Origin of the sequence: Nocardioides sp. BE266 (genome assembly GCF_031457855.1) — a bacterium.
Classification (GTDB): domain Bacteria; phylum Actinomycetota; class Actinomycetes; order Propionibacteriales; family Nocardioidaceae; genus Nocardioides.
In genome coordinates, this window is the sequence record NZ_JAURTI010000003.1 from 264,049 (window position 1) to 287,151 (window position 23,103).

Below are 23,103 nucleotides of genomic sequence, written 5' to 3' on the forward strand. Positions count from 1 at the left end.
AAGCGCGGAGCCCGGCCACCAGACCGAGCGGTCAGGTTTTGCCTCAGGAGCCGACGCGGCGCAGCCGTGGGCCGGGCGGCTCGAGGTCGGCGGCGTCGCGGAAGGACTCCCCCACCAGCACCGGCACCACGTCGCTGACGTCCTGGTGGGCGGCGATCTCGACGTCGGCGACGAAGCCGGCCTCGACCAGCTCCCGGCCGCTCGCGCAGGCCAGCAGGTCGATCGGCAGGGTGGTCGCCTGCCAGGCGGCGACGGCCATCCGGACCTCGGGGCTCGCCAGCTCGGCGACCTCGCCGACCAGCCCGGCCAGGACGGCACCGGCGCCCCACAGGTCCTCGACCGCCGGGCGGAGGGTGTCGTCGTACCACCGCTCCCCCGCAGGTACGACGACCACGCTGGCGCCCGCGGCGACCTTCGGCGCGAGCCACCGGGCGACCGCGGCCGCGTTGCGCAGGCACGCACCCACGACCTGGGCACCCGAGTCGGCGAGCGCGAAGGCGATCGTCGAGCCGTTGGGCGAGGGCAGCACCAGCCGCTCGACGCCCTCCACCTCCGAGAGGCTGGCGGGTGAGAGCGAGACGTGGCGCGAGCCGGGCCGCGACAGCGCCTCGAAGCGGCCGACCGCCAGGGTCGCGCCGTGGCGCACGGCGTGCTCGGCGGCCCGCGAGTCCTTCCAGCGGAAGGGGAAGACCTCGATGCCGCGCTCGATCGCCACGCTCAGCGTGGTGGTGAAGGACAGCACGTCGACCACGACGGCGTAGTCGGCCGGGACGGCCTCGGCGCCGGTCGGGCCCCACTCCATGCGGAGGCGGTAGGTCGACTGGTCGTGCCCCGGGAGTGCCACGGACTCATTCAACCGCCGCGACCGCCGGTTCGCGCAAAACCCGGCGGACTCCTCGCGGGGGGCCTACAGTCGACGGCAACACGTCATCCACAGGATTTCCACAGGGGGTGAACAGGAGCGGCCGCGGCCCCGGGACACCCCATCGAGCCCACGCTCGGTCCCGGGGTCGTCGTCCGTCCGGGTCTCGATACGCTGCTTCACGGCTTCGTCCCTCAGCCGTGATCGCTACTCGACCACCGACGACGAGGTCCGCTACGCGTCCCTCATCACCAGATCCGGACGCGGCCCTCCGGCTCGAGCCACAGGCCGTCGCCGGGCTGGGTCTCGAAGACCTCGTGGAACTCGTCGAGGTTGCGCACGATGTTGGCGCGGAACTCGGCGGGGCTGTGCGGGTCGATGGTGAGGTACTGGAGCTCCTGCTCCTTGCGGCGCTTGGTGCGCCACACGTGGGCCCAGTTCAGGAAGAGCGTGCGCCGGTCCTCGAGGGGGGCCTCGCCGCCGCGGCTGATGATGTAGGCCTTGTGCGCGATCGTCAGGCCGCCGAGGTCGCCGATGTTCTCGCCGACGGTGAGGCTGCCGTTGACGTGCTCGCCGGGCAGGTTGCGCGGCTCGAAGGCGTCGTACTGCTTCACGAGCGCCTGCGACTTGGCCTCGAACGCCGCCTTGTCGTCCGCGGTCCACCAGTCGTGGAGGTTGCCGTCGCCGTCGTACTGCGCGCCCTGGTCGTCGAAGCCGTGGCCGACCTCGTGGCCGATGACGGCGCCGATGCCGCCGTAGTTCTCGGCCTCGTCGGCGTCGGGGCTGAAGAAGGGCGGCTGCAGGATGGCGGCCGGGAAGCAGATCTCGTTGGTGCCGGGGTGGTAGTAGGCGTTGACGGTCTGCGGGAGCATCAGCCACTCGTCGCGGTCGACCGGCTGGCCGACCTTCTCGAGCTGCCGGTCGGTCTCGAAGGCCGAGGCCGCGGCGACGTTGGACATCAGGTCGCCGGCGGTGATGGACAGCCCGGAGTAGTCGCGGAACTCCGTCGGGTAGCCGATCTTGGGGTAGAAGCGGTCGAGCTTGTCGTAGGCCTTCTGCTTGGTGTCCTCGCCCATCCAGTCGAGCGCCTCGATCGAGCGGCGGTAGGCGGTCACCAGGTTGGCGACGAGGTCGTCCATCTTCTGCTTGGACGCGGGCGGGAAGTGGCGCGAGACGTAGACCTTGCCGACGGCCTCGCCGATCGAGCCCTCGACGAAGTCGACGCCGCGCTTCCAGCGGGCACGCAGCTCGGGGGTGCCGTTGAGGGTGCGGCCGTAGAAGTCGAAGTTGGCCTGGACGAACTCGTCGGGGAGGTACGGCGCGGAGCTGCGCACGATCCGGGTGTGCAGGATGTCGCGCCACGTCTCGATCGGCGTCTCGTCGAGCACCGACGAGAGGTGTGCGAAGAAGTCGGGCTGCATCACGATCGTGGAGCGCAGCGTCTCCTCCGTGCCGCCGAGGGCGGTGACGTAGGTGACCCAGTCGAAGGCCGGGCACAGCTCCTGGAGCTCGGCGAGGCTCTTGTGGTTGGTGGTCTTCTGGACGTCGCGGGTCTCCGCGGCCTCCCAGTGGCCCTCCGCGAGGCGGGTCTCGTAGGCCAGCACGCGCGCCGCCGCGCCGGCCGGGTCGTCGTGGCCGCTGAGGGTGAGCAGCGTCGTGAGGTAGTCGACGTACTTGCTGCGGATCTCGGCGAACTTCTCGTCGTCGTAGTAGGACTCGTCGGGCAGGCCGAGGCCGCCCTGGGCGAGGTAGACGATGTTGCGCGAGGCATCGGCGCGGTCGGGCGTGATGTAGGACCCGAACAGGCCGGGGCCGCCGATGCGCTCGAACATGCCGAGGAACGCCGCGAGCTCCTGGAGGTCGGCGACCTTGTGGGCGCGGTCGAGCAGGCCCTTGACCGGACGCAGGCCCTTGGCCTCGATGGTGTCGGTGTCCATGAACGAGGCGTAGAGGTCGCCGATCTTGCGCTCCTCGTCGTCCAGCTCGTCGGCCGGTCGGTCGGCGAGCTCGGTGATGATGTCGCGCACCTGCTGCTCGGCCGCGTCGGCCAGGGCGATGAAGGCGCCCCAGCTCGACTTGTCCGACGGGATCTCGGTCTCGTCCAGCCACCGTCCGTTGACGTGACCGAAGAGGTCGTCCTGGGGGCGGATGTCGGGGTTCATGCCCTCACGGGCGGAGTCGAGGATCGTCACGCGCCCGACCCTAACCCCGTGCACCCACCCGGGACACGGACCCACCGGTCCAGACCACGTGCTGGCACCAGTGCCCAGCACACCCTTGAGGGTGGAGGCTGAGCGGCACTGGACTGCTCCCGGGAGGACCCGTGTTCGTTCGCACCCGCACGCTCGCCGCAGCACTGCTCACCGTCTCGGTGACCGCCGCCCTCGCCGCTCCCCCGGGCAACGCCGTCGCCGTCGACGCGCGCGTCACCGCACGGTCGTGGAGTCCCCTCTCGCCGAGCACCTCGCCCAACTTCGCGCAGGCGAGCACGGTGCGCACCGCCGACGGGCTCCAGCACGTGGTGTGGATCGTGGACGAGGTCGGGGGCGCCAACTACCTCCACACCACCATCGACGCACGTGGTCGCCAGGGCGCGGTGACGCGGGTGCTGCCGACCGCGTGGCAGCAGTTGAGCACGCCGGTGGACCTCGAGGTCGACGCGGCAGGCCGGTTGCGGGTGGCGTTCCGGGGCACCCCCGACGGCGAGAGCGCGAACTTCTTCACCTACCGCGGCGTCTACTCCGCGATCTCCGCCGACGGCGGCGCGTCGTGGGTGCTGCCGCGCGAGGTGCTCGCGGTCAGCGACGCGAGCGGCGGTGGCAGCACGTTCGTCAACCTGCCCGACGGCAGCGTCCTCGGCGGGTACGGCGACAGCGCCGGGTTCCACTGGCACGTCGGGGCGATCCCGGAGGCCGCCGAGCCGACCACGACCAACGCCGAGTTCACCGACCAGGACGCGGTGGCCGCCCAGCTCCTCGGCAACGGCTCGGCCGTCTGGGTGCTCTACCAGAGCATCCGCTCCAACGGTCTCTACGCGCGTCAGGTGTGGCCGACGCTCGGCGCACCCGTCCGGGCACCCGGTGAGTACACCATCCCCGGCCAGCCGGTCGCCGTGGTCAACCGGCCCCGCGTCGGACCCGTGGCGGCGTACATGCTGAACGACCAGGTCGTGCTGTGGGACGTGCTGGCCAACCGCACGCACCGCGTGCCCGGCATGAAGGGGGCCAGCGTCCCCGAGCTCGCGGTGCTCCCCGACGGCCACCTGTGGGTGGCCTCGGCCGGACCCATCGGCTACGACCCGCGCGCCTCCCGGGTGGCCGCGCGGGGCTGGGACGTCGACCGGACGCCCAGCATGCTGCCCGACCTCTTCGCCAGCTTCGGCGTCTCGGTCTCGGCGTCGACCGCGCTGCGCGGCGAGGTGCTGCTCGTCGCCAACGACGACGCCGACCCGACACGCCTGCTGGCGCGTTCGGTCGCGGCCCAGCTCTACCTGAAGGCGACCCCGCGTCGCTGGGCGGGCGGGCGTGCGCAGACGGTGTCGTTCAAGGTGACCGACGTCGACGGCGGCGTGGCACGCGCGAAGGTGAAGGTCGGCTCCCGGCGCTGCACCACGAACGGCTCGGGTCGCTGCTCGATCCGCCTCCCCGGCATGCGTCCGGGGCGGATGACCGCGAAGGCGACGAAGACCGGCTACGACGAGGCGAAGGTGACGCTGACCGTACGGCGCTGAGCTCAGCGCACGCGCACGACCGACTTGCCGAGGGTGCGCCGCTCGTCCATGTCGGTGAGCGCCTGGCCGAAGTCCGCGAGGTCGTACGTCGCCCCGATCGGCGGCTTGACGACCCCCGAGGCGAACATCGGCTCGAGGCGGTGCCACTGCTTCTGCATGTAGCCGGGCCGGGTCATCGCGTAGGCGCCCCAGCCCACCCCGCGCACGTCGGTGTTGTTGAGCAGCAGCCGGTTGACCTTCACCTCGGGGATCCCTTGGCCGGACGCGAAGCCGACGACCAGGATCCGGCCCTGCTCGGCGAGGCAGCGCAGCGAGTCGGTGAAGGCGTCGCCGCCGACCACGTCGAGCACGACGTCGACGCCGCGGCCGCCGGTGAGCTCCTTGGCGCGGTCCTTGAAGTCCGGTCCGACGATCGCCTCGTCGGCACCCGCGGCGAGCGCGAATGCGGCCTTCTCCTCGGTGCTGACGACGGCGATGGTGCGGGCGCCGAGGCCCTGGGCGACCTGGAGGGTGGCCGTGCCGACCCCGCCCGCGGCACCGTGGACGAGCACGGTCTCGCCCTCGCGGAGGCCGCCGCGCTCCTCGAGCGCGAAGAGGGCGGTCAGGTAGTTCATCGGGATCGCCGCCCCCTCGTCGTACGACAACGAGTCGGGCAGCGCGAAGGTGAAGATCACCGGGTTGGCGACCTGCTCGGCCGCACCGCCGTTGAGGTTCACGCCCGCCACGCGCTGGCCGACGGTGAAGCCGCTCGACTCCGGCGACCCGGGGTCGAGGACGACGCCGGCGAAGTCGACGCCGAGGGTGAACGGCGGCTCGGGCTTGAACTGGTACTCGCCCCGGCTCAGCAGCAGGTCAGGGAAGGACACCCCGACGCTGTGCACCTCCACCAGCACGTCGTTGTGGCCCGGGCCGGGTGCGTCCACCTCCCGCACCTCGACGTCGGCGGGACCGGTGAGCGTGACGACCTGGACTGCCTTCATGGGCCTCAGGCTAGTGATTCCCCGGATATCCGGGGATCCTCCCGCTCTGTAGCGAATGCATCGACTACAAAGCGGGAGACTCGGGTGCGAAGCCGGCCTCAGCCGACGCGCTTCACCTCGGCCAGCTCGAAGTGCATCGGGTCGGTGTAGCGCCAGTCGCCGCCCCAGGCGAAGCCCCAGGTCTTGAAGACCGACACGACCGCGCGGCTCATCTCGCCGACGGTGCCGCGCTGGTTGCCCGGCACGTTGAGGTCGAGGGCGAGGCCGAAGGAGTGGTTGGACAGCGTCGTGGTGTTGGCGATGAAGCGCGGGTAGTAGCAGCCTGCGTACTCACCGGGGTGGATCTCGTCGGCCAGGCCGAGCTGCTGCACCTCGAGCAGGGCGGCGCGCAGCTGCGGGAACAGGTCCTTGTGGCAGGTGACGCTGCCCAGGATCGGCACCACCTCGGTGCGGATGTTGGCGGCCACCCAGGCCGGGTCCGGCGCGATCCGCCCGCCGCCGATGACGCGGTAGCGGAAGGTGCCGACGACGCTGCCCAGCGTGCCGCCGGTCGGGATCGCGGTCAGCCGGGCATCGGGGTCGAGGCCGAGCCGCGAGGCCACGTCGAGCATCTGCACCGAGGCGTCCTTGCCCACCAGCTTCTCCAGCGGCTTGCGGATCGAGGCCGGGGAGATGCGGTCGGTGGAGATCAGCAGGCCGTTGTCGGTGGCCATCTCGATGTCGTCGGCCCACGCGGTGTTGACGACCATGTCGATGGTGGGGATCTGGGGGGTGTACGCCCCGACGTGCAGGGTGGGTGCCGCGTCGTCCGAGCCGAGCCGGATCATCCCGTCCTTGTCGGCCAAGCGCTTGCCGATCGTCTTGTCTGTCGCCATCTCGCCGCCGGCGACGCGGTCCCAGGCCTCCTGGAAGTCGGCGACGTCGGCACGGGTGAAGAGGCGGTAGGCGCCGGGGTCGACCGACGCCACGGTGAGCACCCGGTTCTCCAGCGACACCTGGCCGAGGCCGATCCGCTCGGTGTGGGCGACGCCCTTCAGCTTCTCGATCTTCTTGATCGTCGCGGCATCGAGGGCCTTGTCCCACTGCACGAGGACGTCCGCGCTCCAGAGCCGGTCCTTGCGCTTGCCGGGCGGGTCGACGGCGTGCGCCGGGTCGGCGACCGGGACGGTCGGGTCGGTGGTCGGGTCCTTGGACGGCGTCCCGGTCGAGCTCGACTCCGACGCCGGAGTCGGGTCGGGATCCGTCGAGGTCCCCGGCTCGCTGCACGCGCCGAGCAGGAGGGCGAGGGCAGCCGTCGCCGCCACAGTCCCCCGTCGTCGTACGCGCATGGGGAGACCCTAGGACTGGGGTGTCTGGAGCCGGTGCGGAATCGTCAGCCAGGAGATCAGGCCGCCCACCAGGAGCAGCACGGCGCACGCGATCATCGCGGAGCCGTACGCCGCATCGAACACGCCCGGGTCGCGGTAGTCGTCACCGCCGAGGCCCACCGCCATCGGCAGGGCGGCGACCGCGAGCAGGGAGCCCGCGCGGGCCACGGCGTTGTTGATGCCGCTCGCGGTGCCGGCCACCTCGTCGGGCGCCGCGGCCAGGACCGTCGCGGTCAGCGGCGCGACCATCAGCGCGAGGCCGAGGCCGAACACGGTGAGCCCGGGCGCGACGTCGCGCCACCACGCAACATCGGGTCCCACCGAGAGCAGCAGGAGGGTGCCGACGGCCATCACCGCGGGACCGAACGTCATCGGGATCCGCGGGCCGATGCGCTCGCCGAGGGCACCGCCGCGGGCCGCGAGGAAGAGCATGCAGGCGGTGATCGGGAGGGTGGCGAGGCCGGCCTCGAGGGCGTTGTAGCCGCCGACGGTCTGGAGCTGGAGGACCAGGAAGAACAGGATCGCGCCGAGGGCGGCGTAGACGAGCAGGGTCATCGCGTTGGCCGCGCTGAAGGTCCGGTCGGAGAAGAGCCCGAGCTGCACCATCGGCTCGCGGACCCGGCGCTCCACGGCGACGAAGGCCACCGCGGCCACGACGCCGAGGCCTGCGGCCCACCACGTCGCCGGGCCGCCGGCGTCCGTCAGCGCCCACGTCGTGCCCGCCAGCGCGAGCGAGGCGAGGGCTGCGCCGGCGAGGTCGAACCGGCCGTGCGCGCGGGGGTCGCGGGTCTCCGGCACCCAGCGCTGCGCCAGCCAGACGGTCAGCGCGGCGAGCGGGAGGTTGATGAAGAAGATCCAGCGCCAGGAGGCGTGGTCGATGAGCAGCCCGCCGACGAGCGGGCCCAGCGCGGCCGCGATGCCGCCCAGCCCCGACCACGCGCCGATGGCCCGGCTGCGGTCCTCGGCCCGGAAGGCGCCCTGGATCATCGCCAGGCTGCCGGGCGTCAGCAGCGCGCCCCCGATGCCCTGGAGCACCCGCGCCACGATCAGCACCTCGGCGTTGGGAGCCATGCCGCACAGCAGCGACGCCAGCGCGAACCAGATCGTGCCGACGACGAAGATCCGCCGCCGCCCGAGCCGGTCACCCAGCGCGCCGCCGAGCAGGATCAGCGAGGCGAGGGAGAGGAAGTAGCCGTTGGTGATCCACTGCAGCTGCGACAGGGAGGCGTCGAGGTCGGTGCCCATCGTCCGCAGCGCGACGTTGACCACGGTGCCGTCCAGCAGCGTCAGCCCCGACCCCAGGGTCGCGGCGGCCACGATCCCCCTCCCCGTCGGCGTACCCCACTCCACCCCTGCCATGGGCTCATCTTGCACGCACCTGCCGACAGGTAGGCCGGCCTGCCCACTACCGCTGATCAATGGCCGGAACTCATCGGCCGTGGCGAGCGCTACCCCAGCACTCTCCCCGCGAGCCAGGCGATGTCGGCGCCGGTCTGCTCGGGGGAGGACGAGGGCTGCATGACGTGGCTGAGAACCACGCGCACGACCATGTCGATCGCGGGCTCGAGGTGGGCGGCGTCGATGCCGGGGGCGTACGGCGCGACGCGGGCGCTGACGACCTCCTTGGCCACCCCGAGGAGGGAGCCGGCGTTGGTGGTCAGCAGCGGCAGCAGCTCGGTGTCGGCGCCGTGGGTCGCGGAGACGACCGCGTGGAGGAGCTTGTTGGCGCGGGCGTAGGTGAGCACGTCGCAGACGGCTCGCTCGATGGCCCGGGTGAGGTCGTCGGGCTCGGTGTCGAAGGCCTGCTCGACGACACCGAGGAAACGGGCGAGCTCCTCGAGGATCATCGTCTCGGCGAGCGCCGGCTTGGAGCCGACCTCGTTGTAGACCGTCTGGCGGCTGACCCCGGCCTCCTCGGCGAGGCGCGCCATGGTGACGGCCGCCCAGCCCGAGGAGGTGGTGAGGTGGACGGCCGCGGCGACGATCCGGTCTCGGGTCGTCTCGGCCATGACAAGGAGTCTAGGCAAAGGCCCGGACCACGCCGTCGCGGTGGCGCTCAGGCGACCGACCTCTCCGGCTCGACCGGCACGAAGTCGACCTTCTCGCGCACGCCGCAGTCGGGGCAGCACCAGTCGGCCGGGATGTCCGCCCAGGCGGTGCCGGCAGCGAAGCCCTCGTGCTCGTCGCCCGCGGCCACCTCGTAGACGTACTCGCACCCGGGACAGCGGGCGGCCAGCACCTCCGTGGTGGTGAGCTCCTCGGTTTCGACACGGGCTCGTTCCTCGCCCTGCTCAACCAGCGGAGGGGCGACGTCGTAGCGCTTCAGGTACTTCTCGCGCTTGCGCGGGCTGATGTTGGCCAGCGACACGTCGCCGCCGAAGTGGTCGACGACGCGCTGGTCCATCACGCGGCGCCAGACCGCGGGGACGATGGCGAGCACGATCATCCCGGCGTAGCCCGTCGGCAGCACCGGGCTCTCCTCGAAGTCGCGCAGCGTCTGGTAGCGCCGGGTCGGGTTGGCGTGGTGGTCGCTGTGGCGCTGCAGGTGGTAGAGCAGCACGTTGGTCGCGATGTTGTTGGAGTTCCAGCTGTGGCTGGGCAGCACCCGCTCGTAGCGCTGGCGGTCGCCCTCGCCCACCTTCTGGCGCAGCATCCCGTAGTGCTCCATGAAGTTCACGACCTCGAGCAGCGAGAAGCCGACGACCGCCTGGATCACGAGGTACGGCGCCACCTCGAGACCGAAGGCCGCGAGGACCGCCGCCCAGAGCACGATCGTCATCAGCCAGGCGTTGAGCACGTCGTTGTCCAGGCGCCACGGGCTCTGCTTGCGGCGGGCCAGCCGGCGCTTCTCCAGGCGCCACGCGGACTTCAGGGAGCCGCCGACCGTGCGCGGCCAGAACTGGTAGAAGTTCTCGCCCAGCCGGGCGCTGGCCGGGTCCTCGGGCGTCGCGACGCGGACGTGGTGGCCGCGGTTGTGCTCGATGTAGAAGTGGCCGTAGAAGACCTGCGCCAGCGCGATCTTGGACAGCCAGCGCTCGTTGGCCTCCTTCTTGTGGCCGAGCTCGTGGGCGGTGTTGATGCCGATGCCGCCGATGCAGCCGATCGACACCGCGAGGCCGATCTTGTCGAGGACGGTCAGCGGCTGGTCGGCCAGCGCACCGAAGACGTCCCACCCGCCGACGACCGCCATGGCGCCGAGGAAGCCGACGTACTGGATCGGGAGGAAGAGGTAGGTGATCCAGCGGTAGTAGCGGTCCTGCTCCAGCGCCTCGATCACGTCGTCGGGCGGGTTGGAGCGGTCGAGGCCGGCGATCAGGTCGATCGAGGGGACGATGCCGAGGATCACGATGGGCCCGACCCAGAACCAGATCGACCAGCCGGTGGCGAGGTAGCCGGCGAACGCGACGAACGCCAAGCTCGGCACCACCAGGCCGATCAGCCACAGGTAGCGCTTCTTGTCCTTCCAGAGCTCGACCGTGCCGTCGGGGACGGTGCCACTGGGAGCGAGTCGGCTGGAACTGTGGGTGGGGTAGCCGGCCATCTGCCTGACCTCCTGCCGTGGGGTTTACAAGACCATAGAATCTGTAAAGCCCTTTGACAAGAGGCGTCGCTGTGTCAAGCCCTCGGTGATCACCTCGACGACGCCGTCTCACTCCGGCTGTTGCCCCCGTCACACCCCGGCCTCGCTGGCGATAGGTTGGGGCCATGCACCATCCCTTCGGCATCGACTTCGGCGGCACCGGCATCAAGGGCGCCCCGGTGGACCTGAAAGAGGGCGACTTCGCCCACGACCGGGTCCGGATCGACACCCCCAAGCCGGCCACCCCGCACGCCGTCGCCGGCGTCTTCCAGCAGATCGTCGACAGCTTCCCGAAGTCGTCGAGCCCGGTCGGCGTGACAGTGCCCGGCATCGTGCGACGCGGCGTCGTCCTGTCAGCGGCCAACATCGACAAGTCGTGGATCGGCGAGGACGCCGACGCGATCTTCACCGAGGCGCTCGGGCGCGAGGTCCACGTCGTCAACGACGCGGACGCCGCCGGTCTCGCCGAGGCGGAGTACGGCGCCGCGAAGGGCCGCAAGGGCCTGGTCATGGTGATCACCCTCGGCACCGGCATCGGCTCGGCGATGATCTGGGACGGCGAGCTCGTGCCCAACTCCGAGATGGGCCACCTCGAGATCGACGGCGAGGTGGCCGAGGTCCGTGCCGCCACGAGCGCGCGCGAGCGCGAGGGCCTGTCCTGGGAGGAGTGGGCCGGGCGGCTCACGACGTACTTCCGCCACCTCGAGCGGCTCTTCACCCCCGACCTCTTCGTGATCGGCGGCGGGGTCAGCAAGTCGTGGGACAACTTCGGCCACCTGATCCAGGTCGAGACCGAGATGGTGCCCGCGACGCTGCAGAACCGCGCCGGCATCGTCGGCGCCGCGCTCGTCGCGCACCGCAAGGCCGGCAAGGACGACTGAGCCCGCCGGTCAGCCCGTCACCGGCGGACCGGACACCTGCTCGAAGGCTGCGGTGGCGGCGCGGAGGTAGCGCTCCACCACGTCCTTCTCCGCCTCGCTGAACTCGCGGTCGAGCCGGTCGAGCGCGACGAACATCGGCAGCAGCTGACCGATCACCTCGCGCCGACCCGACTCGGTCAGCACGAGCTGCGTACGACGACGGTCGTCGGGGTGCGGCTGCCGCTCGACGTGACCGTGCGAGACGAGGCGGTCGACGATGCCCGTCGCCGCAGCGGTGGACACCTCCAGCCGCCGCGCGACCTCGGCCGGGCCGATCTGCTCGCGGGTGAGGTGCTCGAGGGTCGCCAGCTCCGTGAGGCTCATGCCGGCCCGGCGCGCCACGACGTGGTTGACCCGGCCGCCGGCGAGCACCAGGTGGCGCAAGGCCTCGAGGGTCCTGGTCTCCTCCCAGCCCGCGGGTGGACCGCCGGAAGGGCTCGGCTGCTCGGTCGGCATGCGCAGAGTCTCCCTCCTCCCAGACTTGCCGAGCTCGGAACTAATCGCTAACTTGGTTAGCAATCTAGTTGGTGAACCATCAGATCGTAAGGGACCAGAGCCATGAGTGCCTCCACCTCTCGCGCGGCCCGCCTCGCCGCCGGACGTCGTACGGCGTGGGTCGTCGCGCTCGTCCCGCTGCTGATCGCCATCGCGGCGCTCGTGCTCGTGCCGGAGGGCAGCCGCACCGCGAAGGCGACGGACACGCTCCCGGCGGGCGCGGACAGCACCCTCGCCGTCGAGCTCGGTGACCAGCTGCCGGAGGACGAGGGCCAGATCGCCATCGTGCTCTGGACCGCGGACTCCGGGAAGCTCGACCAGTCCGCGATCGAGGACCTCAACGGCCAGGCCGTCCAGCTGCTCCAGAAGGAGGGCGGCGCCCAGCCGGAGGGCGCAGGCGGCCAGTCCAGAGGATCGGGCGGCTCCGGAGGCGCCCAGCAGGGACCGGTCGTGGTGGCCGAGGACGGGACGGCCGCCTTCGCAGCGGTGCCCGTGACCTCCTCGTCGGCGACGGACAACATCGACAAGATCGAGTCGCTCCGTGACCAGCTCCGCGCGGACGCCCCGGACGGCGTCACGGTCCAGGTCACCGGCCCGGCCGGCATCCAGGCCGACATCGGGCAGGTCTTCGACGGCGCGGACACCAACCTGCTCCTGGCGACCGCCGGCGTCGTCGCCCTGCTCCTGCTGATCACCTACCGCAGCCCGATCCTGTGGCTGGTCCCGCTCGCCGTCGTCGGAGTCGCCGACCGCCTGGCATCCGTCGTGGCGACCAACGTCCTCGAGGTCACCGGGCTCGCCTGGGACGAGTCGACCGTCGGCATCCTCAGCGTGCTCGTCTTCGGCGCCGGCACCGACTACGCGCTGCTGCTGATCTCGCGCTACCGCGACGAGCTCAAGACCACCGAGTCCCGCCACGAGGCGATGGCGCACGCCCTCTCCCGCACGACCGAGGCGGTCCTCTCCAGTGCGACGACGGTCGTGCTGGGCCTGCTCACGCTGCTGCTGTCGGCGATCCCGACGACGCGCGGCCTCGGTGTCGCCTGCGCTGTGGGCGTGGTGATCGCGGCGACCTTCGCACTCGTCGTGCTGCCTGCGGCGCTCGTGCTCTTCGGGCGGTGGGTCTTCTGGCCGCGCGTCCCGCACGTCGGCGACACCGTCCTCGTCGACTCCAACTCGCTGTGGCACCGCGTCGGCGACGCCGTGGCCAGGCGCCCGCGCACCTTCGTGGTGGGCACGGTCGCCGGCCTCGCCGTGCTCGCGTCGGGCACCCTGTCCATCACCACGGGCCTCGACCCGGCCGACCAGTTCCTCCAGCGACCCGAGGCCATCTCCGCGGCCGAGCGACTCGGTCAGTCCTTCCCCGCCGGCACCAGCGACCCGATCCACGTGGTCACGCGCGCCGAGCCCCAGCAGGTGCTGGCCGCGGTCGAGGACGTCGACGGCGTGAGCTCGGCCCGGGTCACGACCGAGGCCGGCGGCATCGCCCGCATCGACGCCGTACCCGACGCGGATCCCGGCAGCGACGCGGCCGCGTCGATCGTCACCGACGTCCGCGGCGCAGTCGCCGACTTCGACGACACCCACGTGGGCGGCGGTGACGCGGAGTCCCTCGACGCGGGCGACTACGCCGGCCAGGACCGGCTGGTCATCCTGCCGCTGATCCTGCTCCTCGTGCTGGGCGCGCTGCTCCTGCTGCTGCGCTCGATCGTGGCCCCGCTGCTGCTCGTCGCCACGGTCGTCGCGACGTACGCCGCCAGCATGGGCGCCTCGTGGTGGCTCTTCCGGACGGTCTTCGACTTCGACGCGATGGACACCGGCGTGCCGCTGCTGGCGTTCCTGTTCCTCGTGGCGCTCGGCGTGGACTACAACATCTTCCTCGTCACCAGGGCTCGCGAGGAGGCGCGCCAGCACGGCACCCGCACCGGCATGCTGCGCGCCCTGACGGCCACCGGCGGCGTGATCACCAGCGCCGGCATCCTGCTCGCCGCCGTCTTCGCGGTCCTCGGCGTGCTGCCGCTCGTGGTCCTCGCCCAGCTCGGCGCGATCATCTTCGTCGGCGTGCTGCTCGACACCCTCCTCGTACGGACGGTCCTCGTGCCCGCCCTCGCGCTGACCCTCGGCGAGAAGTTCTGGTGGCCCCGGAAGGTCACCGGTTGAGGCGACCCCCGGATCGCCTCAGCCACCCCAGCGTCCGCGCTCGGCGCCCGACGTCGTCTGGACTGAGGAGCGAGCGAGCGCGACGAGCGCAGCGAGACAGCTCGGGAGCGACGAGGGAAGACGACGTCTCGAAGGGCGCCGAGCACGCGCGAGCGGAGCGAGCGCCAGACAGTCAGCCCTCGCGGCCGCTGATCGCGTTGGCCACGCGCTTGGTCACGTCGGGGTGGAAGACGCTCGGGATGATGAAGGCGGCGTGGAGCTCCTCCTCGCTGACGGTGTCGGCGATCGCCTGCGCGGCGCGGAGCAGCATGTCGGTCGAGACGTGGGAGGCGCCGGCGTCGAGGAGGCCGCGGAAGACGCCGGGGAAGGCCAGCACGTTGTTGATCTGGTTGGGGTAGTCGGAGCGGCCCGACGCGACGACGGCGGCGTACTTCCCGGCCTCGGCGGGGTCGACCTCGGGGTCGGGGTTGGCCAGCGCGAAGACGACGGGCTTCTCGGCCATGGTCGGGATCCACTCGGGGTCGAGGATGCCGGGCGCGGAGACGCCGACGAAGACGTCCGCCCCGACCAGCACCTCCCGGAGCGGGCCGGTCACCCGGCGTGGGTTGGTCGCGGCGGCGAGGTCGGCGTGGGCCGCGGAGAGGGTGGTGTCGTCGGCCGACAGCGCGCCCTCGCGGTCGACGACGACCACGTCGTGCGCACCGGCGGCGAGGAGGAGCGTGACGATCGCGGTGCCGGCCGCACCCGCGCCGGAGACGACGATCCGCACGTCCGTCAGCTTCTTGTCCACGCAGCGCATCGCGTTGGTCAGCGCGGCGAGCACGACGATCGCGGTGCCGTGCTGGTCGTCGTGGAAGACCGGGATGTCGAGCGACTCGCGCAGCCGCTTCTCGATCTCGAAGCAGCGCGGGGCGGCGATGTCCTCGAGGTTGATGCCGCCGAAGCCGGGCGCGATCATCTCGACGGCCTTGACGATCTCGTCGGTGTCCTGGCTCGCCAGGCAGATCGGCCACGCGTCGATGTCGGCGAACCGCTTGAACAGAGCGGCCTTGCCCTCCATCACCGGCATCGCGGCGCCCGGGCCGATGTTGCCCAGCCCGAGCACGGCGGAGCCGTCGGTGACCACGGCGACCGAGTTGCCCTTGATGGTGAGCTTGCGGACGTCGTCGGGGTTGTCGTGGATCGCCATCGACACGCGGCCGACGCCGGGCGTGTAGGCCATCGACAGGTCGTCACGGGTGCGCAGCGGCACCTTCGACTCGACCGAAATCTTGCCGCCGAGGTGCAGCAGGAAGGTGCGGTCGCTGACCTTGTGCACGGTCACGCCGTCGACGTCGTCGACCGCGGCGACCAGGCCCTGCGAGTGCTCGGCGTCGGCGGCCGAGCAGGTCACGTCGACGACGAGGCGGTCGTGGCGCGACTCGGTGACGTCGATCGCGGTGACGACGCCCCCCTGCGAGGCGATGGCCGTCGCGACGGCACCGACGACGCCGTGGTCCGGGGCGGTGTACAACCGCATGGTGATCGAGTACGACGACGCGGTTGCTGCCATGACCATGACCTTCCCCCGCCGCCGGGGTTACCAGCAAGTCATGTCGGGCTAGGTTTGCGATATGGACATAAAGTTCGCCGACGCGCCCGGCCGGAGCCGCTACGAGCTGACCTCCGGCGACGACGTCATCGGCTTCATCGACTACGCCCTCGCCGACGGCGTCATCACGATGATCCACACCGAGGTCGGGGAGGCGTACTCCGGACAGGGCCACGCCGCGACCCTCGCCCGCTCGGCCCTCGACGACGCCCGCTCCCGCGGCCTGTCCGTCGTGCCGTCGTGCCCCTACGTGGCGGCGTACATCCGCAAGCACGAGGAGTACGCCGACCTGGTCAAGGCGTGAGGCTCAGCGCACCACGCTGTCGGTGATCGTCCGGCTGGCGCCGAGGAAGAAGATCCCCGGAATCGTCTCGAACCCGTCGCTGGGGTTGTCCTCGAGGCGGGAGCCCCGGATGGTCAGCGTGCCGGTGCGGTCGTTGGAGACGAAGAAGATCGCGCCGCCGCCCTCGCGGGCGTGGTTGCCGGTCATCGTCGTGTTGTCGAGGACGAGGTGGATGGCGTTGCCGTCCATGTAGATCGCGCCGCCCGAGCCGCCGCCGGGCGTGCCGTTGCGCTGCGGGTTGGCCCCGCGACCGACGGCTTTGTTGCCCGTGAAGGTGGAGTCGCTGACGTGCCAGGACACCCCGATGCTGCTGAGCGCCGATCCGTTGCTGCAGCGGCCGCCGGTGAACGTCGAGCGCTTCACGACGACCGGGCGGTCGCGGTACTGGTCGAGCACCCGCACCGCCGCGCCGCCGAGGTCCGGGCCGGTGCGGTCGCAGCGGTTGCCCGCGAAGGTGGAGTCGAGGATCTTCAGCCGGCCGCCGCGGACGAAGATCGCGCCGCCACCCCCGCCGTCCGTGGTCTCGCCGGTCGAGTTGCCGGCGATGAAGCGCATCCGCTTCACGACCAGCCTGGGCTCGGCCTGGTCGTTGCAGTGCGAGGTCGTCCAGACCTGCGCGCGGTCGCAGGTGTTCATGTAGAGGATGCGGCGCCGGCCCTGGCCGCTGAGGGTGACCTTGCCGCCACCGTCGAGGGTCACGGTCGCCGAGGTGTTGACCACCTTGGCGGTCCTCTTCATCGCGATGGTGACCGGTGAGGGACCGCAGGCGAAGGTGATGAGGCCGCCCTTGGCGACGGCCTTCACGACCGCGCCCGAGGTGCAGGAGGCGGCCGTGCCGTTGCCGACGACCGTGCCGGCCGCCCTTTCGCTGGTTGAGGTGCGAGCGGAGCGAGCCTCGAAACCACTCGCCCCGGCTGGTGGGACCGACGCCACCGCCGCGACGAGAGCCGTCGCGACGAGGACGCCGGCCCGCATCACAGCGCCTTCTCGATGTCGCCGGTCAGCTTCTCCGGCTCGGTGGTCGGCGCGTAGCGGTCGATGACCTGCCCGTCGCGACCGACGAGGAACTTGGTGAAGTTCCACTTGATCTTGCTGCCCAGCAGGCCGCCCTTGGAGTCCTTGAGCCAGTCGAAGAGCGGGTGCGCGTCGTCGCCGTTGACGTCGACCTTGGAGAACAGCGGGAACGTCACGCCGAAGTTGCGCTCGCAGAACTCCGCGATCTCGTCCTCGTTGCCGGGCTCCTGCCCGCCGAACTGGTCGCACGGGAAGCCGAGCACGACGAGCCCCTGGTCCTCGTAGGTGTCCTGGAGCTGCTGGAGGCCCTTGTACTGGCCGGTGAAGCCGCACTGCGACGCCGTGTTCACGACGAGGACGACCTTGCCGTCGTACTGGGAGAGGTCGGTGTCCGAGCCGTCGATCGCGGCCGCCGAGAAGTCGGAGAGAGAGGTCATGCGCCCGAGTCTGCCAGCCCGTCGGGAACCGGGTCCTCCCCGAACCGTCCGCGGAACGCCCACGCCGACAGGGGCTTGCGGACCCGGTCGCGGTGGTCGCGCGCCGCGGTCCGCTCATCGACCTCCGCCGGGTCACCGGGAAGGCCGACCGCGATGCCGGTGAGCAGCTGGTGCGTGGCAGGTACGCCGAGCGCGTCGGCGAGGGCGTCGTGGTCGAAGCCGGCGAACTGGTGGGCGTGCAGGCCCATCGACCGTGCCTGCAGCGTGAGGTGGGCCGCGGCCTGGCCGACGTCGTGGAGCGCGTAGTCGCTGTAGGCCGGCGCGTCCGGCTCCTCACCGCTGCGCACGTGCGCGGCGGTGAGGAAGACGACCGAGGCGCGCGGCACCCAGCCGGAGTTGCCGCGGCTCAGGTGGGCGACGAGGCGCTCGTGGTTGACCGTGCCCGGCACGCAGACGAAGAGGACCCACGGCTGGCTGTTGCCGGCGCTCGGCGCCCACTGCGCGGCCCGCAGGAGCGTCTCGAGCTCCTGGTCGCTCAGCCGGTGCGAGGCGTCGTACACGCTGGCGCTCCAGCGCGAGCGCATCGGCTCGGCGAGGCCTTCGGCGCTGGGCTGGGGGGCTTGCTCACTCACCCGGCGAGTATGCCGAGGGCGCGGGCACGCAGACCGCCTGGTCCACGCCGGACAGGCGTCAGGAGAGCTCGGGGCTGTAACGCGGGGTGGGTGCGGGTGGCCGGTGGGGCTCCGTCTCCGGCGCCTCGACCAGCTGCGCGCGGAGCCGCTTGAGCGCACGGTGCCGGCTGACCCGTACGGCGACGCTGGTCATCCCGAGGGCCTGCGCGGTCGCGGTGACGTCGAGGCCGATGACCTCCATGCACGCCAGGACGTCGCGCTCGCGGCGCGGCAGCCGACCGAGCTCGGCGCGGACCCAGGCCAGACCCGTCACGGTCTCCTGCGGGTCGGCGGGACCGAGGCCCGAGGGCTCGACGTCACCGTCGTCCAGCGTCGCGGTCGTGCGCAACGCACCACGACGCGACTGGTTGGCCGAGACCTTGCGCCCGATGCCGAAGAGCCAGCCCGCGAACTGGTCGCTGGTGCCGTGGAAGTGGTGCACCCGGCGAGCGGCGACCAGCCACGTCTCGGAGGCCACGTCGTCGGCCGACACGGCGCAGTCGACCGGCTGCCTGGCCCGGAGCCAGAGCAGCAGACGGCCGGCATGCGCGACGTAGAGCGCATGCCAGGCGTCGGCGTCGCCCGCCTTGGCGGCCGAGACGGTCTGGTCGTCGGTCACGGAGGACTGGGCCCGTCCCTCTCCCCGTCGGACCCGGACGAGCCGGAGCCGCTGTCGTCGTACGACCCGCCGGACCCGCCGGACCCGCCGGACCCGCCGGACCCGTCGTGCGTGCCGTCGTGGGTGTCGGCGTCGCGCTCGCCCGAGCCGCCACGGTCCGCGTCGCCGTTGTCGCGACCGCCGTGGTGGCGCCCGCCGTCACGGCTGCCGTTCCGACCGCCCTCGCCGGTGCCGTCACGCCCGCCGCCCCGGCCACCGTTCCAGCCGTCCTGGTCGGGGTCCCACCCGTCGTGGCCCCACTCCGCGTCCGGGTCGTCGGCGGACGGGTCGTCGGCGGGGTCGTCGCCGCCCCAGGCCTGGCCGACGTCGGAGTCGGGGTCGTCGGTGCCCGGGTCGGCGGTGTGGTCCTCGGCCGAGGTCGCATCGGACGTCGGGTCCTCGGTCTCGTCGGGCCCATGCGTCTCGTGCCGCGGCTGCTCGGAGCGCTCGGGCGTCGAGCGGTCCTGCTTGTCGTCGTCGGGAGTCGACGGCAGCGGGGTGGCGGGTGTCGCGGGGCCCGGGTGCACCGGGTCGGGTGCGCTGCGGGTCATCGAGGTCGCGACCACCGCGCTCCCGGCCACGACCAGGGCCGCTGCGGCCGCCGCGAGCGCCGGGCGCCAGGGTCCGAGCCACGCGACCACGCCCGCGGCCGGTCCGGAGGCAAAGGAGGAGTCGGCCCAGCCATGGGGGCGCGTCTGGGCCGACTCCTCGCACAACCGCATGACGAAGGCCCGGTCGGGGACCAGCACCGGGGGGTCGAGGCGCAGCCTCGACTCCTCGTGCTCCGGGTGGCTCATGCGGAAGTTCCTGTCAGTTCCGGTCAGCGACGGCAGCCGCCGCCACCACCGATGGTGGCGAAGGCGTCACCGGCCGCGAAGGCGTCGGAGCCCACGACCTTGTCCAGGGAGTCCGAGGACGCCTGGGTCAGCTGGAGCTCGCTCGAGCCCCATCCACGCGAGCCTCCACGATGGTGGCCCCACTGTCCAGCGTCGTCATCGTCGTCGTCATCGTCGTCGGTCTTCACCAGCGTCAGCACCGGCACGTCCTCCACGCCGTCGACGTCGGCGGTGATGACGCCCTCGGACTTGTCGAGGGCGAAGCCCGACCACTCCGTCGTACCAGCGGCCGAGGTCAGCGTGATCGTGGCGTCGCTGGAGCGGTCCCAGCCGCCCTTGCCGCGCAGGCTGGTGCGGTCGTCGGAGTCGTCGTCGGAGTCGTCGTGGTGGCGTCCGCCGCCGAGCGAGATGACGATCAGGTCGTCGCGGTTGCGGCCGACGCGGGCGCCGTCGCTGCCCTCGATGGTGACGGCGGCGGTGTCGAGGATCGCGGTCGCCTCCTCGGTGACGGTCACCCAGCCGGCACGCACGTGCGAGGAGCCGTGGCCGCCGTGGCCGTGGCTGCTCGTGTGGTCGCCTCGGCCGCCGTCGCCGTGCGCCTGTGCAGGTGCGCCGGCCGTGGTGAGGGCCACGGCGGACACGAACGCCGCGGTGGTCAGGAGTCGAAGATGCTTCACGAGGTCTCCTTCGTGAGGGTTGGGGTGGGCGCGCGCCGAGACGCGGCCCCTCGCTACGTACCTGTCCCGGCGCCCGGGGTGCGTTACGCGGAGGAAGGAATTTCCGGGATTTCTTCGGCGACCGGTGTCGAATCGCGCCGCGGCCGTTCGTGGAGTGGGTGAAGACCGTCCACGACCGAAGGATCCGAGATGACCGCCACGCTCGACCCGTCCGACACCGCCGCACCCGCCGCCACCCGGCGCGAGTGGGTGGGCCTGGGCGTCCTCGCCCTCCCGACGCTCCTGATCTCGATCGACATGAGCGTGCTGTACGTCGCCCTGCCGTCCCTGAGCCGCGACCTGCACGCCAGCGCGACCCAGCAGCTGTGGATCCTCGACATCTACTCGTTCCTGCTGGCCGGCCTCCTCGTCACGATGGGCGGCCTGGCCGACCGGATCGGCACCCGCAAGCTGCTGGTCACCGGCGGCACCGCGTTCGGGCTGGTGTCCGTGCTCGCCGCCTTCTCCCAGAGCGCGGAGATGCTGATCCTGTCGCGGGCCCTGCTCGGCGTCGCGGGAGCGACGATCATGCCCTCGACGATGGCGATGATCCGCCACATGTTCCCCCGGCCCGAGCAGATGGGTCAGGCGATCAGCGTCTGGATGGCCTGCTTCATGGGCGGGATGACCGTCGGACCCGTCCTCGGCGGTGCGCTCCTCGAGCGCTTCTGGTGAGGCGCGGCCTTCCTCATGGGCGTGCCCGTGATGGTGCTGATGGTCGCCCTCGCCCCGCGCCTGCTGCCCGACATCAAGCCCGCCGCCGGCAGCCACTCCCTCCCCGACGCCGCCTCCGTCGTGCTCTCGCTGGTCACCCTGATCCCCGGCGTCTACGGCCTCAAGGAGGTCGCCCGCGGCGAGCACTTCGCGGCGGCCGCGGTGGGCATCGTGGTCGCGCTGGTCGCCGGCACCGTGTTCGTACGCCGCCAGCGCCGCCTGGCCGACCCGCTGGTGGACCTCAAGCTGTTCGCCGACCGCCGCTTCACCGTCGGCCTGGCCACCTTCCTGGTCACCGGCGTGGTGATGGCCGGCGTCTCCTTCGCCGCCGCGCTCTACCTCCAGGGCGTGCTCGGGCTCTCCCCGACCGCGGTCGGCGCGTGGATGGTCCCGCAGAGCCTGGTGATGCTGGTCGGCACGCTGATGGCGCCCCGGCTGGACCGCCGCTTCGACACCGTCGCCCTGGTGACCGGCGGGCTGGCGATCTCCGGCTTCGGCCTCCTGCTGCTCGGCCTGCTCGACCGCGACGCGCTCGGCCTGCACCTGGCCGCGATGGTCCTGGCCGCTGGTGGCGTCAGCGTCCCGATGTCGCTGGTGATCAACCTGATCATGGGCGCCACCCCGCCCGAGCGCGCCGGCTCCGCGGGCTCGCTGATGGAGATGTGCGGCGAGCTGGGCATCGCGCTCGGCGTGGCCACGCTGGGCTCGCTGGTCGCCGCGCTCTACCGCTTCAACCTCCCCGGCCTGCTGCCGTACGGCATCACGGACGGGACCGCAGCGACCGTGAACGAGGGCGTCAGCGCCGCCCCGGCGGCTGCAGCCCAGTCGCCCGGCCTGGCCGACCAGGTCCTGGCGGCGGCCCAGGGTGCCTTCACCGACGCCTACAACGTGGTCGGCGTGCTGGGCGGGATCGCCCTCCTGGTCACCGCCGTCGTCGCCCGCCGCGTGCTCGCCGCACCGGCCGCGCCCGAGGTGGCCGACGACGAGCCCTTCCTCTGCAGCACCGCAGCCTGATCTGATCCGAACACCCACACCGAGGAGACGAACGATGACGCAGTACCTGATGACCGTGCACGGCCCCGCCGAGATCGGGGAGTACGGCAGCTACGGCTCGAAGGAGGAGATGGAGCAGGCCTTCGCCGACACCGGCGCCTTCAACGAGCAGCTCAAGGCCGACGGCCACTGGGTCTTCGCCGGCGGCCTCCGGTCCGCCACCACCGCCAAGGTCGTGGACGGGACGGCCGGGTCACCGGTCGTCACCGACGGCCCCTACCTGGAGTCCAAGGAGCTCATCGGCGGCTTCTGGGTCATCGACGTCCCCGACGAGGCCACCGCGCTCCGCCTCGCGGGCGAGGGATCGAAGGCCTGCCGCGGCAAGGTCGAGGTCCGCGCCTTCGACGGGCTCGGCTAGTCGTCCAGCCCGTCCAGCTCCACCAGCGCCGACTCCCAGCGGTCCCGCCGCTGGGAGTCGGTCTGCTCCCACCACGGCGTACCCCGCTCGCCCAGCCCGACCTTCGCCACCTGGGTCCGGTGCCGGGTGGCCGCCAGCTCGGCGTCGGACTCCGCCGTGCGTACGCCGGACCGGCCACGACCGAGGTGCGACTTCAGCCGGGCGAGGACGTCGTCGGGGATCGCCGGGTCCGTACGACGCCAGCGCCGTCCGTCGACGACGAGCCACTTCTCGTCCTCGGTCGGCTCGGCCACGGACCGAGCATCTCAGCAACGACGAAGGCCCCGGACGATGTCCGGGGCCTTCGTGGGGTGGTGCGCGAGGGGGGATTTGAACCCCCACGCCCTTTCGGACACTGCGACCTGAACGCAGCGCGTCTGCCGTTCCGCCACTCGCGCTTGAAGCGGGCTCAGGCTACCCCACGGCTCGCGCGCGCTCCCAATCGGCCGGACAGCGGGGCGGCAGCGTGGCGGAGCAGCGACCGGCCGGTACGCTCGCTGGCACCGGCCGGGCGGTCGTTGATGCCTGCCCACCACAACGCCCACCACAACGATGCGTCCACCAACGCGAGGAGAGGAG

Annotated in this window: 21 protein-coding genes, 1 tRNA gene and 1 pseudogene; 6 read left to right on the top strand and 17 right to left on the bottom strand. The window is 71.9% G+C overall.

The window, feature by feature from the left end; translation table 11 throughout:
* Positions 1–43 precede the first annotated feature (43 nt).
* Both J2X46_RS09870 and J2X46_RS09875 read right to left on the bottom strand, forming a co-directional pair.
* Entirely contained in the window at positions 44–844 is an 801-nt protein-coding gene (locus tag J2X46_RS09870; protein ID WP_310249674.1) for a 2-phosphosulfolactate phosphatase, read from the bottom strand.
* Between the two features lie 266 nt (positions 845–1,110).
* Positions 1,111–3,024, bottom strand: coding sequence for a M13 family metallopeptidase (locus J2X46_RS09875; protein WP_397214092.1), 1,914 nt, complete (start codon positions 3,022–3,024; stop codon positions 1,111–1,113).
* A gap of 161 nt (positions 3,025–3,185) precedes the next feature.
* Between J2X46_RS09875 and J2X46_RS09880 the strand changes: the two genes are divergently transcribed.
* Positions 3,186–4,592 (top strand): hypothetical protein, encoded by a 1,407-nt coding sequence (locus J2X46_RS09880; RefSeq protein WP_310249677.1) that lies wholly within the window; start codon positions 3,186–3,188, stop codon positions 4,590–4,592.
* 2 nt (positions 4,593–4,594) lie between these two features.
* Here the strand turns inward: J2X46_RS09880 and J2X46_RS09885 are convergent, their stop codons facing one another.
* The 5 genes from J2X46_RS09885 to J2X46_RS09905 form a co-directional block, all read right to left on the bottom strand.
* Positions 4,595–5,572 carry an NADPH:quinone oxidoreductase family protein gene (locus J2X46_RS09885; protein ID WP_310249678.1) on the bottom strand — a complete coding sequence of 326 codons (978 nt, stop codon included), beginning with the start codon at positions 5,570–5,572 and terminating at the stop codon, positions 4,595–4,597.
* 98 nt (positions 5,573–5,670) lie between these two features.
* A complete protein-coding gene (locus tag J2X46_RS09890; protein WP_310249680.1) occupies positions 5,671–6,900 on the bottom strand; it encodes a M15 family metallopeptidase in 1,230 nt (409 codons plus the stop codon).
* 9 nt (positions 6,901–6,909) lie between these two features.
* Complete coding sequence (locus J2X46_RS09895; RefSeq protein WP_310249682.1) at positions 6,910–8,298, bottom strand: MFS transporter; 1,389 nt, start codon at positions 8,296–8,298, stop codon at positions 6,910–6,912.
* A gap of 89 nt (positions 8,299–8,387) precedes the next feature.
* The gene (locus J2X46_RS09900) at positions 8,388–8,948 is read right to left on the bottom strand and encodes a TetR family transcriptional regulator (RefSeq protein WP_310249684.1); all 561 of its coding nucleotides are present in this window, start codon (positions 8,946–8,948) and stop codon (positions 8,388–8,390) included.
* A gap of 47 nt (positions 8,949–8,995) precedes the next feature.
* Positions 8,996–10,480 carry a fatty acid desaturase gene (locus J2X46_RS09905; protein WP_310249686.1) on the bottom strand — a complete coding sequence of 495 codons (1,485 nt, stop codon included), beginning with the start codon at positions 10,478–10,480 and terminating at the stop codon, positions 8,996–8,998.
* Between the two features lie 164 nt (positions 10,481–10,644).
* Here J2X46_RS09905 and ppgK point away from each other — a divergent pair, with 164 nt between their 5' ends.
* On the top strand, positions 10,645–11,400 hold the full coding sequence (ppgK, locus tag J2X46_RS09910) for a polyphosphate--glucose phosphotransferase (RefSeq protein WP_310249687.1): 756 nt from the start codon (positions 10,645–10,647) through the stop codon (positions 11,398–11,400).
* Between the two features lie 9 nt (positions 11,401–11,409).
* Here the strand turns inward: ppgK and J2X46_RS09915 are convergent, their stop codons facing one another.
* A complete protein-coding gene (locus tag J2X46_RS09915) occupies positions 11,410–11,895 on the bottom strand; it encodes a MarR family transcriptional regulator (protein ID WP_310249689.1) in 486 nt (161 codons plus the stop codon).
* Positions 11,896–11,997: 102 nt separating this feature from the next.
* On the opposite strand from J2X46_RS09915, the gene J2X46_RS09920 reads away from it, so the two are divergent.
* Complete coding sequence (locus J2X46_RS09920) at positions 11,998–14,094, top strand: MMPL family transporter (RefSeq protein ID WP_310249691.1); 2,097 nt, start codon at positions 11,998–12,000, stop codon at positions 14,092–14,094.
* A gap of 172 nt (positions 14,095–14,266) precedes the next feature.
* Here the strand turns inward: J2X46_RS09920 and J2X46_RS09925 are convergent, their stop codons facing one another.
* Complete coding sequence (locus tag J2X46_RS09925) at positions 14,267–15,646, bottom strand: NAD-dependent malic enzyme (RefSeq protein ID WP_310249692.1); 1,380 nt, start codon at positions 15,644–15,646, stop codon at positions 14,267–14,269.
* A gap of 61 nt (positions 15,647–15,707) precedes the next feature.
* Here J2X46_RS09925 and J2X46_RS09930 point away from each other — a divergent pair, with 61 nt between their 5' ends.
* On the top strand, positions 15,708–15,989 hold the full coding sequence (locus J2X46_RS09930; protein ID WP_310249694.1) for a GNAT family N-acetyltransferase: 282 nt from the start codon (positions 15,708–15,710) through the stop codon (positions 15,987–15,989).
* Between the two features lie 3 nt (positions 15,990–15,992).
* Here the strand turns inward: J2X46_RS09930 and J2X46_RS09935 are convergent, their stop codons facing one another.
* The 6 genes from J2X46_RS09935 to J2X46_RS09960 are packed head-to-tail and all read right to left on the bottom strand — an operon-like array spanning position 15,993 to position 20,321.
* Positions 15,993–17,003, bottom strand: a complete 1,011-nt coding sequence (locus tag J2X46_RS09935) for a hypothetical protein (protein ID WP_310249695.1) — start codon at positions 17,001–17,003, stop codon at positions 15,993–15,995.
* Positions 17,003–17,479, bottom strand: a complete 477-nt coding sequence (locus J2X46_RS09940; protein ID WP_310249696.1) for a glutathione peroxidase — start codon at positions 17,477–17,479, stop codon at positions 17,003–17,005. The genes J2X46_RS09935 and J2X46_RS09940 overlap by 1 nt, the downstream gene beginning before the upstream one ends.
* A complete protein-coding gene (locus J2X46_RS09945) occupies positions 17,476–18,111 on the bottom strand; it encodes a nitroreductase family protein (protein WP_310249697.1) in 636 nt (211 codons plus the stop codon). Before J2X46_RS09945 ends, J2X46_RS09940 begins: the two co-directional genes overlap by 4 nt.
* 58 nt (positions 18,112–18,169) lie before the next feature.
* Positions 18,170–18,769, bottom strand: a complete 600-nt coding sequence (locus J2X46_RS09950; protein ID WP_310249698.1) for an RNA polymerase sigma factor — start codon at positions 18,767–18,769, stop codon at positions 18,170–18,172.
* Positions 18,766–19,605: a hypothetical protein gene (locus J2X46_RS09955; RefSeq protein ID WP_310249699.1), complete on the bottom strand. Its 840-nt coding sequence runs from the start codon at positions 19,603–19,605 to the stop codon at positions 18,766–18,768. The genes J2X46_RS09950 and J2X46_RS09955 overlap by 4 nt, the downstream gene beginning before the upstream one ends.
* Before the next feature lie 23 nt (positions 19,606–19,628).
* The gene (locus tag J2X46_RS09960) at positions 19,629–20,321 is read right to left on the bottom strand and encodes a hypothetical protein (RefSeq protein ID WP_310249700.1); all 693 of its coding nucleotides are present in this window, start codon (positions 20,319–20,321) and stop codon (positions 19,629–19,631) included.
* A 189-nt stretch (positions 20,322–20,510) separates the two neighbouring features.
* On the opposite strand from J2X46_RS09960, the pseudogene J2X46_RS09965 reads away from it, so the two are divergent.
* Positions 20,511–22,088: pseudogene (locus J2X46_RS09965) on the top strand (MFS transporter).
* Between the two features lie 34 nt (positions 22,089–22,122).
* Entirely contained in the window at positions 22,123–22,485 is a 363-nt protein-coding gene (locus J2X46_RS09970; RefSeq protein WP_310249702.1) for a YciI family protein, read from the top strand.
* On the opposite strand, the gene J2X46_RS09975 is transcribed toward J2X46_RS09970, so the two are convergent.
* The gene (locus tag J2X46_RS09975; protein WP_310249704.1) at positions 22,482–22,778 is read right to left on the bottom strand and encodes a hypothetical protein; all 297 of its coding nucleotides are present in this window, start codon (positions 22,776–22,778) and stop codon (positions 22,482–22,484) included. The two genes, J2X46_RS09970 and J2X46_RS09975, sit on opposite strands and share 4 nt — an antisense overlap.
* 58 nt (positions 22,779–22,836) lie before the next feature.
* Positions 22,837–22,922: transfer RNA gene (locus J2X46_RS09980), tRNA-Leu, on the bottom strand.
* Positions 22,923–23,103 lie beyond the last annotated feature (181 nt).

Excerpts from the sequence above, each read along its gene's own strand:
- J2X46_RS09875 (WP_397214092.1), bottom strand. The coding sequence starts at position 3,024 with ATGAACCCCGACATCCGCCCCCAGGACGACCTCTTCGGTCACGTCAAC.
- J2X46_RS09885 (WP_310249678.1), bottom strand. The coding sequence starts at position 5,572 with ATGAAGGCAGTCCAGGTCGTCACGCTCACCGGTCCCGCCGACGTCGAG.
- J2X46_RS09890 (WP_310249680.1), bottom strand. The coding sequence starts at position 6,900 with ATGCGCGTACGACGACGGGGGACTGTGGCGGCGACGGCTGCCCTCGCC.
- J2X46_RS09895 (WP_310249682.1), bottom strand. The coding sequence starts at position 8,298 with ATGGCAGGGGTGGAGTGGGGTACGCCGACGGGGAGGGGGATCGTGGCC.
- J2X46_RS09900 (WP_310249684.1), bottom strand. The coding sequence starts at position 8,948 with ATGGCCGAGACGACCCGAGACCGGATCGTCGCCGCGGCCGTCCACCTC.
- J2X46_RS09905 (WP_310249686.1), bottom strand. The coding sequence starts at position 10,480 with ATGGCCGGCTACCCCACCCACAGTTCCAGCCGACTCGCTCCCAGTGGC.
- ppgK (WP_310249687.1), top strand. The coding sequence starts at position 10,645 with ATGCACCATCCCTTCGGCATCGACTTCGGCGGCACCGGCATCAAGGGC.
- J2X46_RS09915 (WP_310249689.1), bottom strand. The coding sequence starts at position 11,895 with ATGCCGACCGAGCAGCCGAGCCCTTCCGGCGGTCCACCCGCGGGCTGG.
- J2X46_RS09920 (WP_310249691.1), top strand. The coding sequence starts at position 11,998 with ATGAGTGCCTCCACCTCTCGCGCGGCCCGCCTCGCCGCCGGACGTCGT.
- J2X46_RS09925 (WP_310249692.1), bottom strand. The coding sequence starts at position 15,646 with ATGGCAGCAACCGCGTCGTCGTACTCGATCACCATGCGGTTGTACACC.
- J2X46_RS09930 (WP_310249694.1), top strand. The coding sequence starts at position 15,708 with ATGGACATAAAGTTCGCCGACGCGCCCGGCCGGAGCCGCTACGAGCTG.
- J2X46_RS09935 (WP_310249695.1), bottom strand. The coding sequence starts at position 17,003 with ATGCGGGCCGGCGTCCTCGTCGCGACGGCTCTCGTCGCGGCGGTGGCG.
- J2X46_RS09940 (WP_310249696.1), bottom strand. The coding sequence starts at position 17,479 with ATGACCTCTCTCTCCGACTTCTCGGCGGCCGCGATCGACGGCTCGGAC.
- J2X46_RS09955 (WP_310249699.1), bottom strand. The coding sequence starts at position 19,605 with ATGAGCCACCCGGAGCACGAGGAGTCGAGGCTGCGCCTCGACCCCCCG.
- J2X46_RS09970 (WP_310249702.1), top strand. The coding sequence starts at position 22,123 with ATGACGCAGTACCTGATGACCGTGCACGGCCCCGCCGAGATCGGGGAG.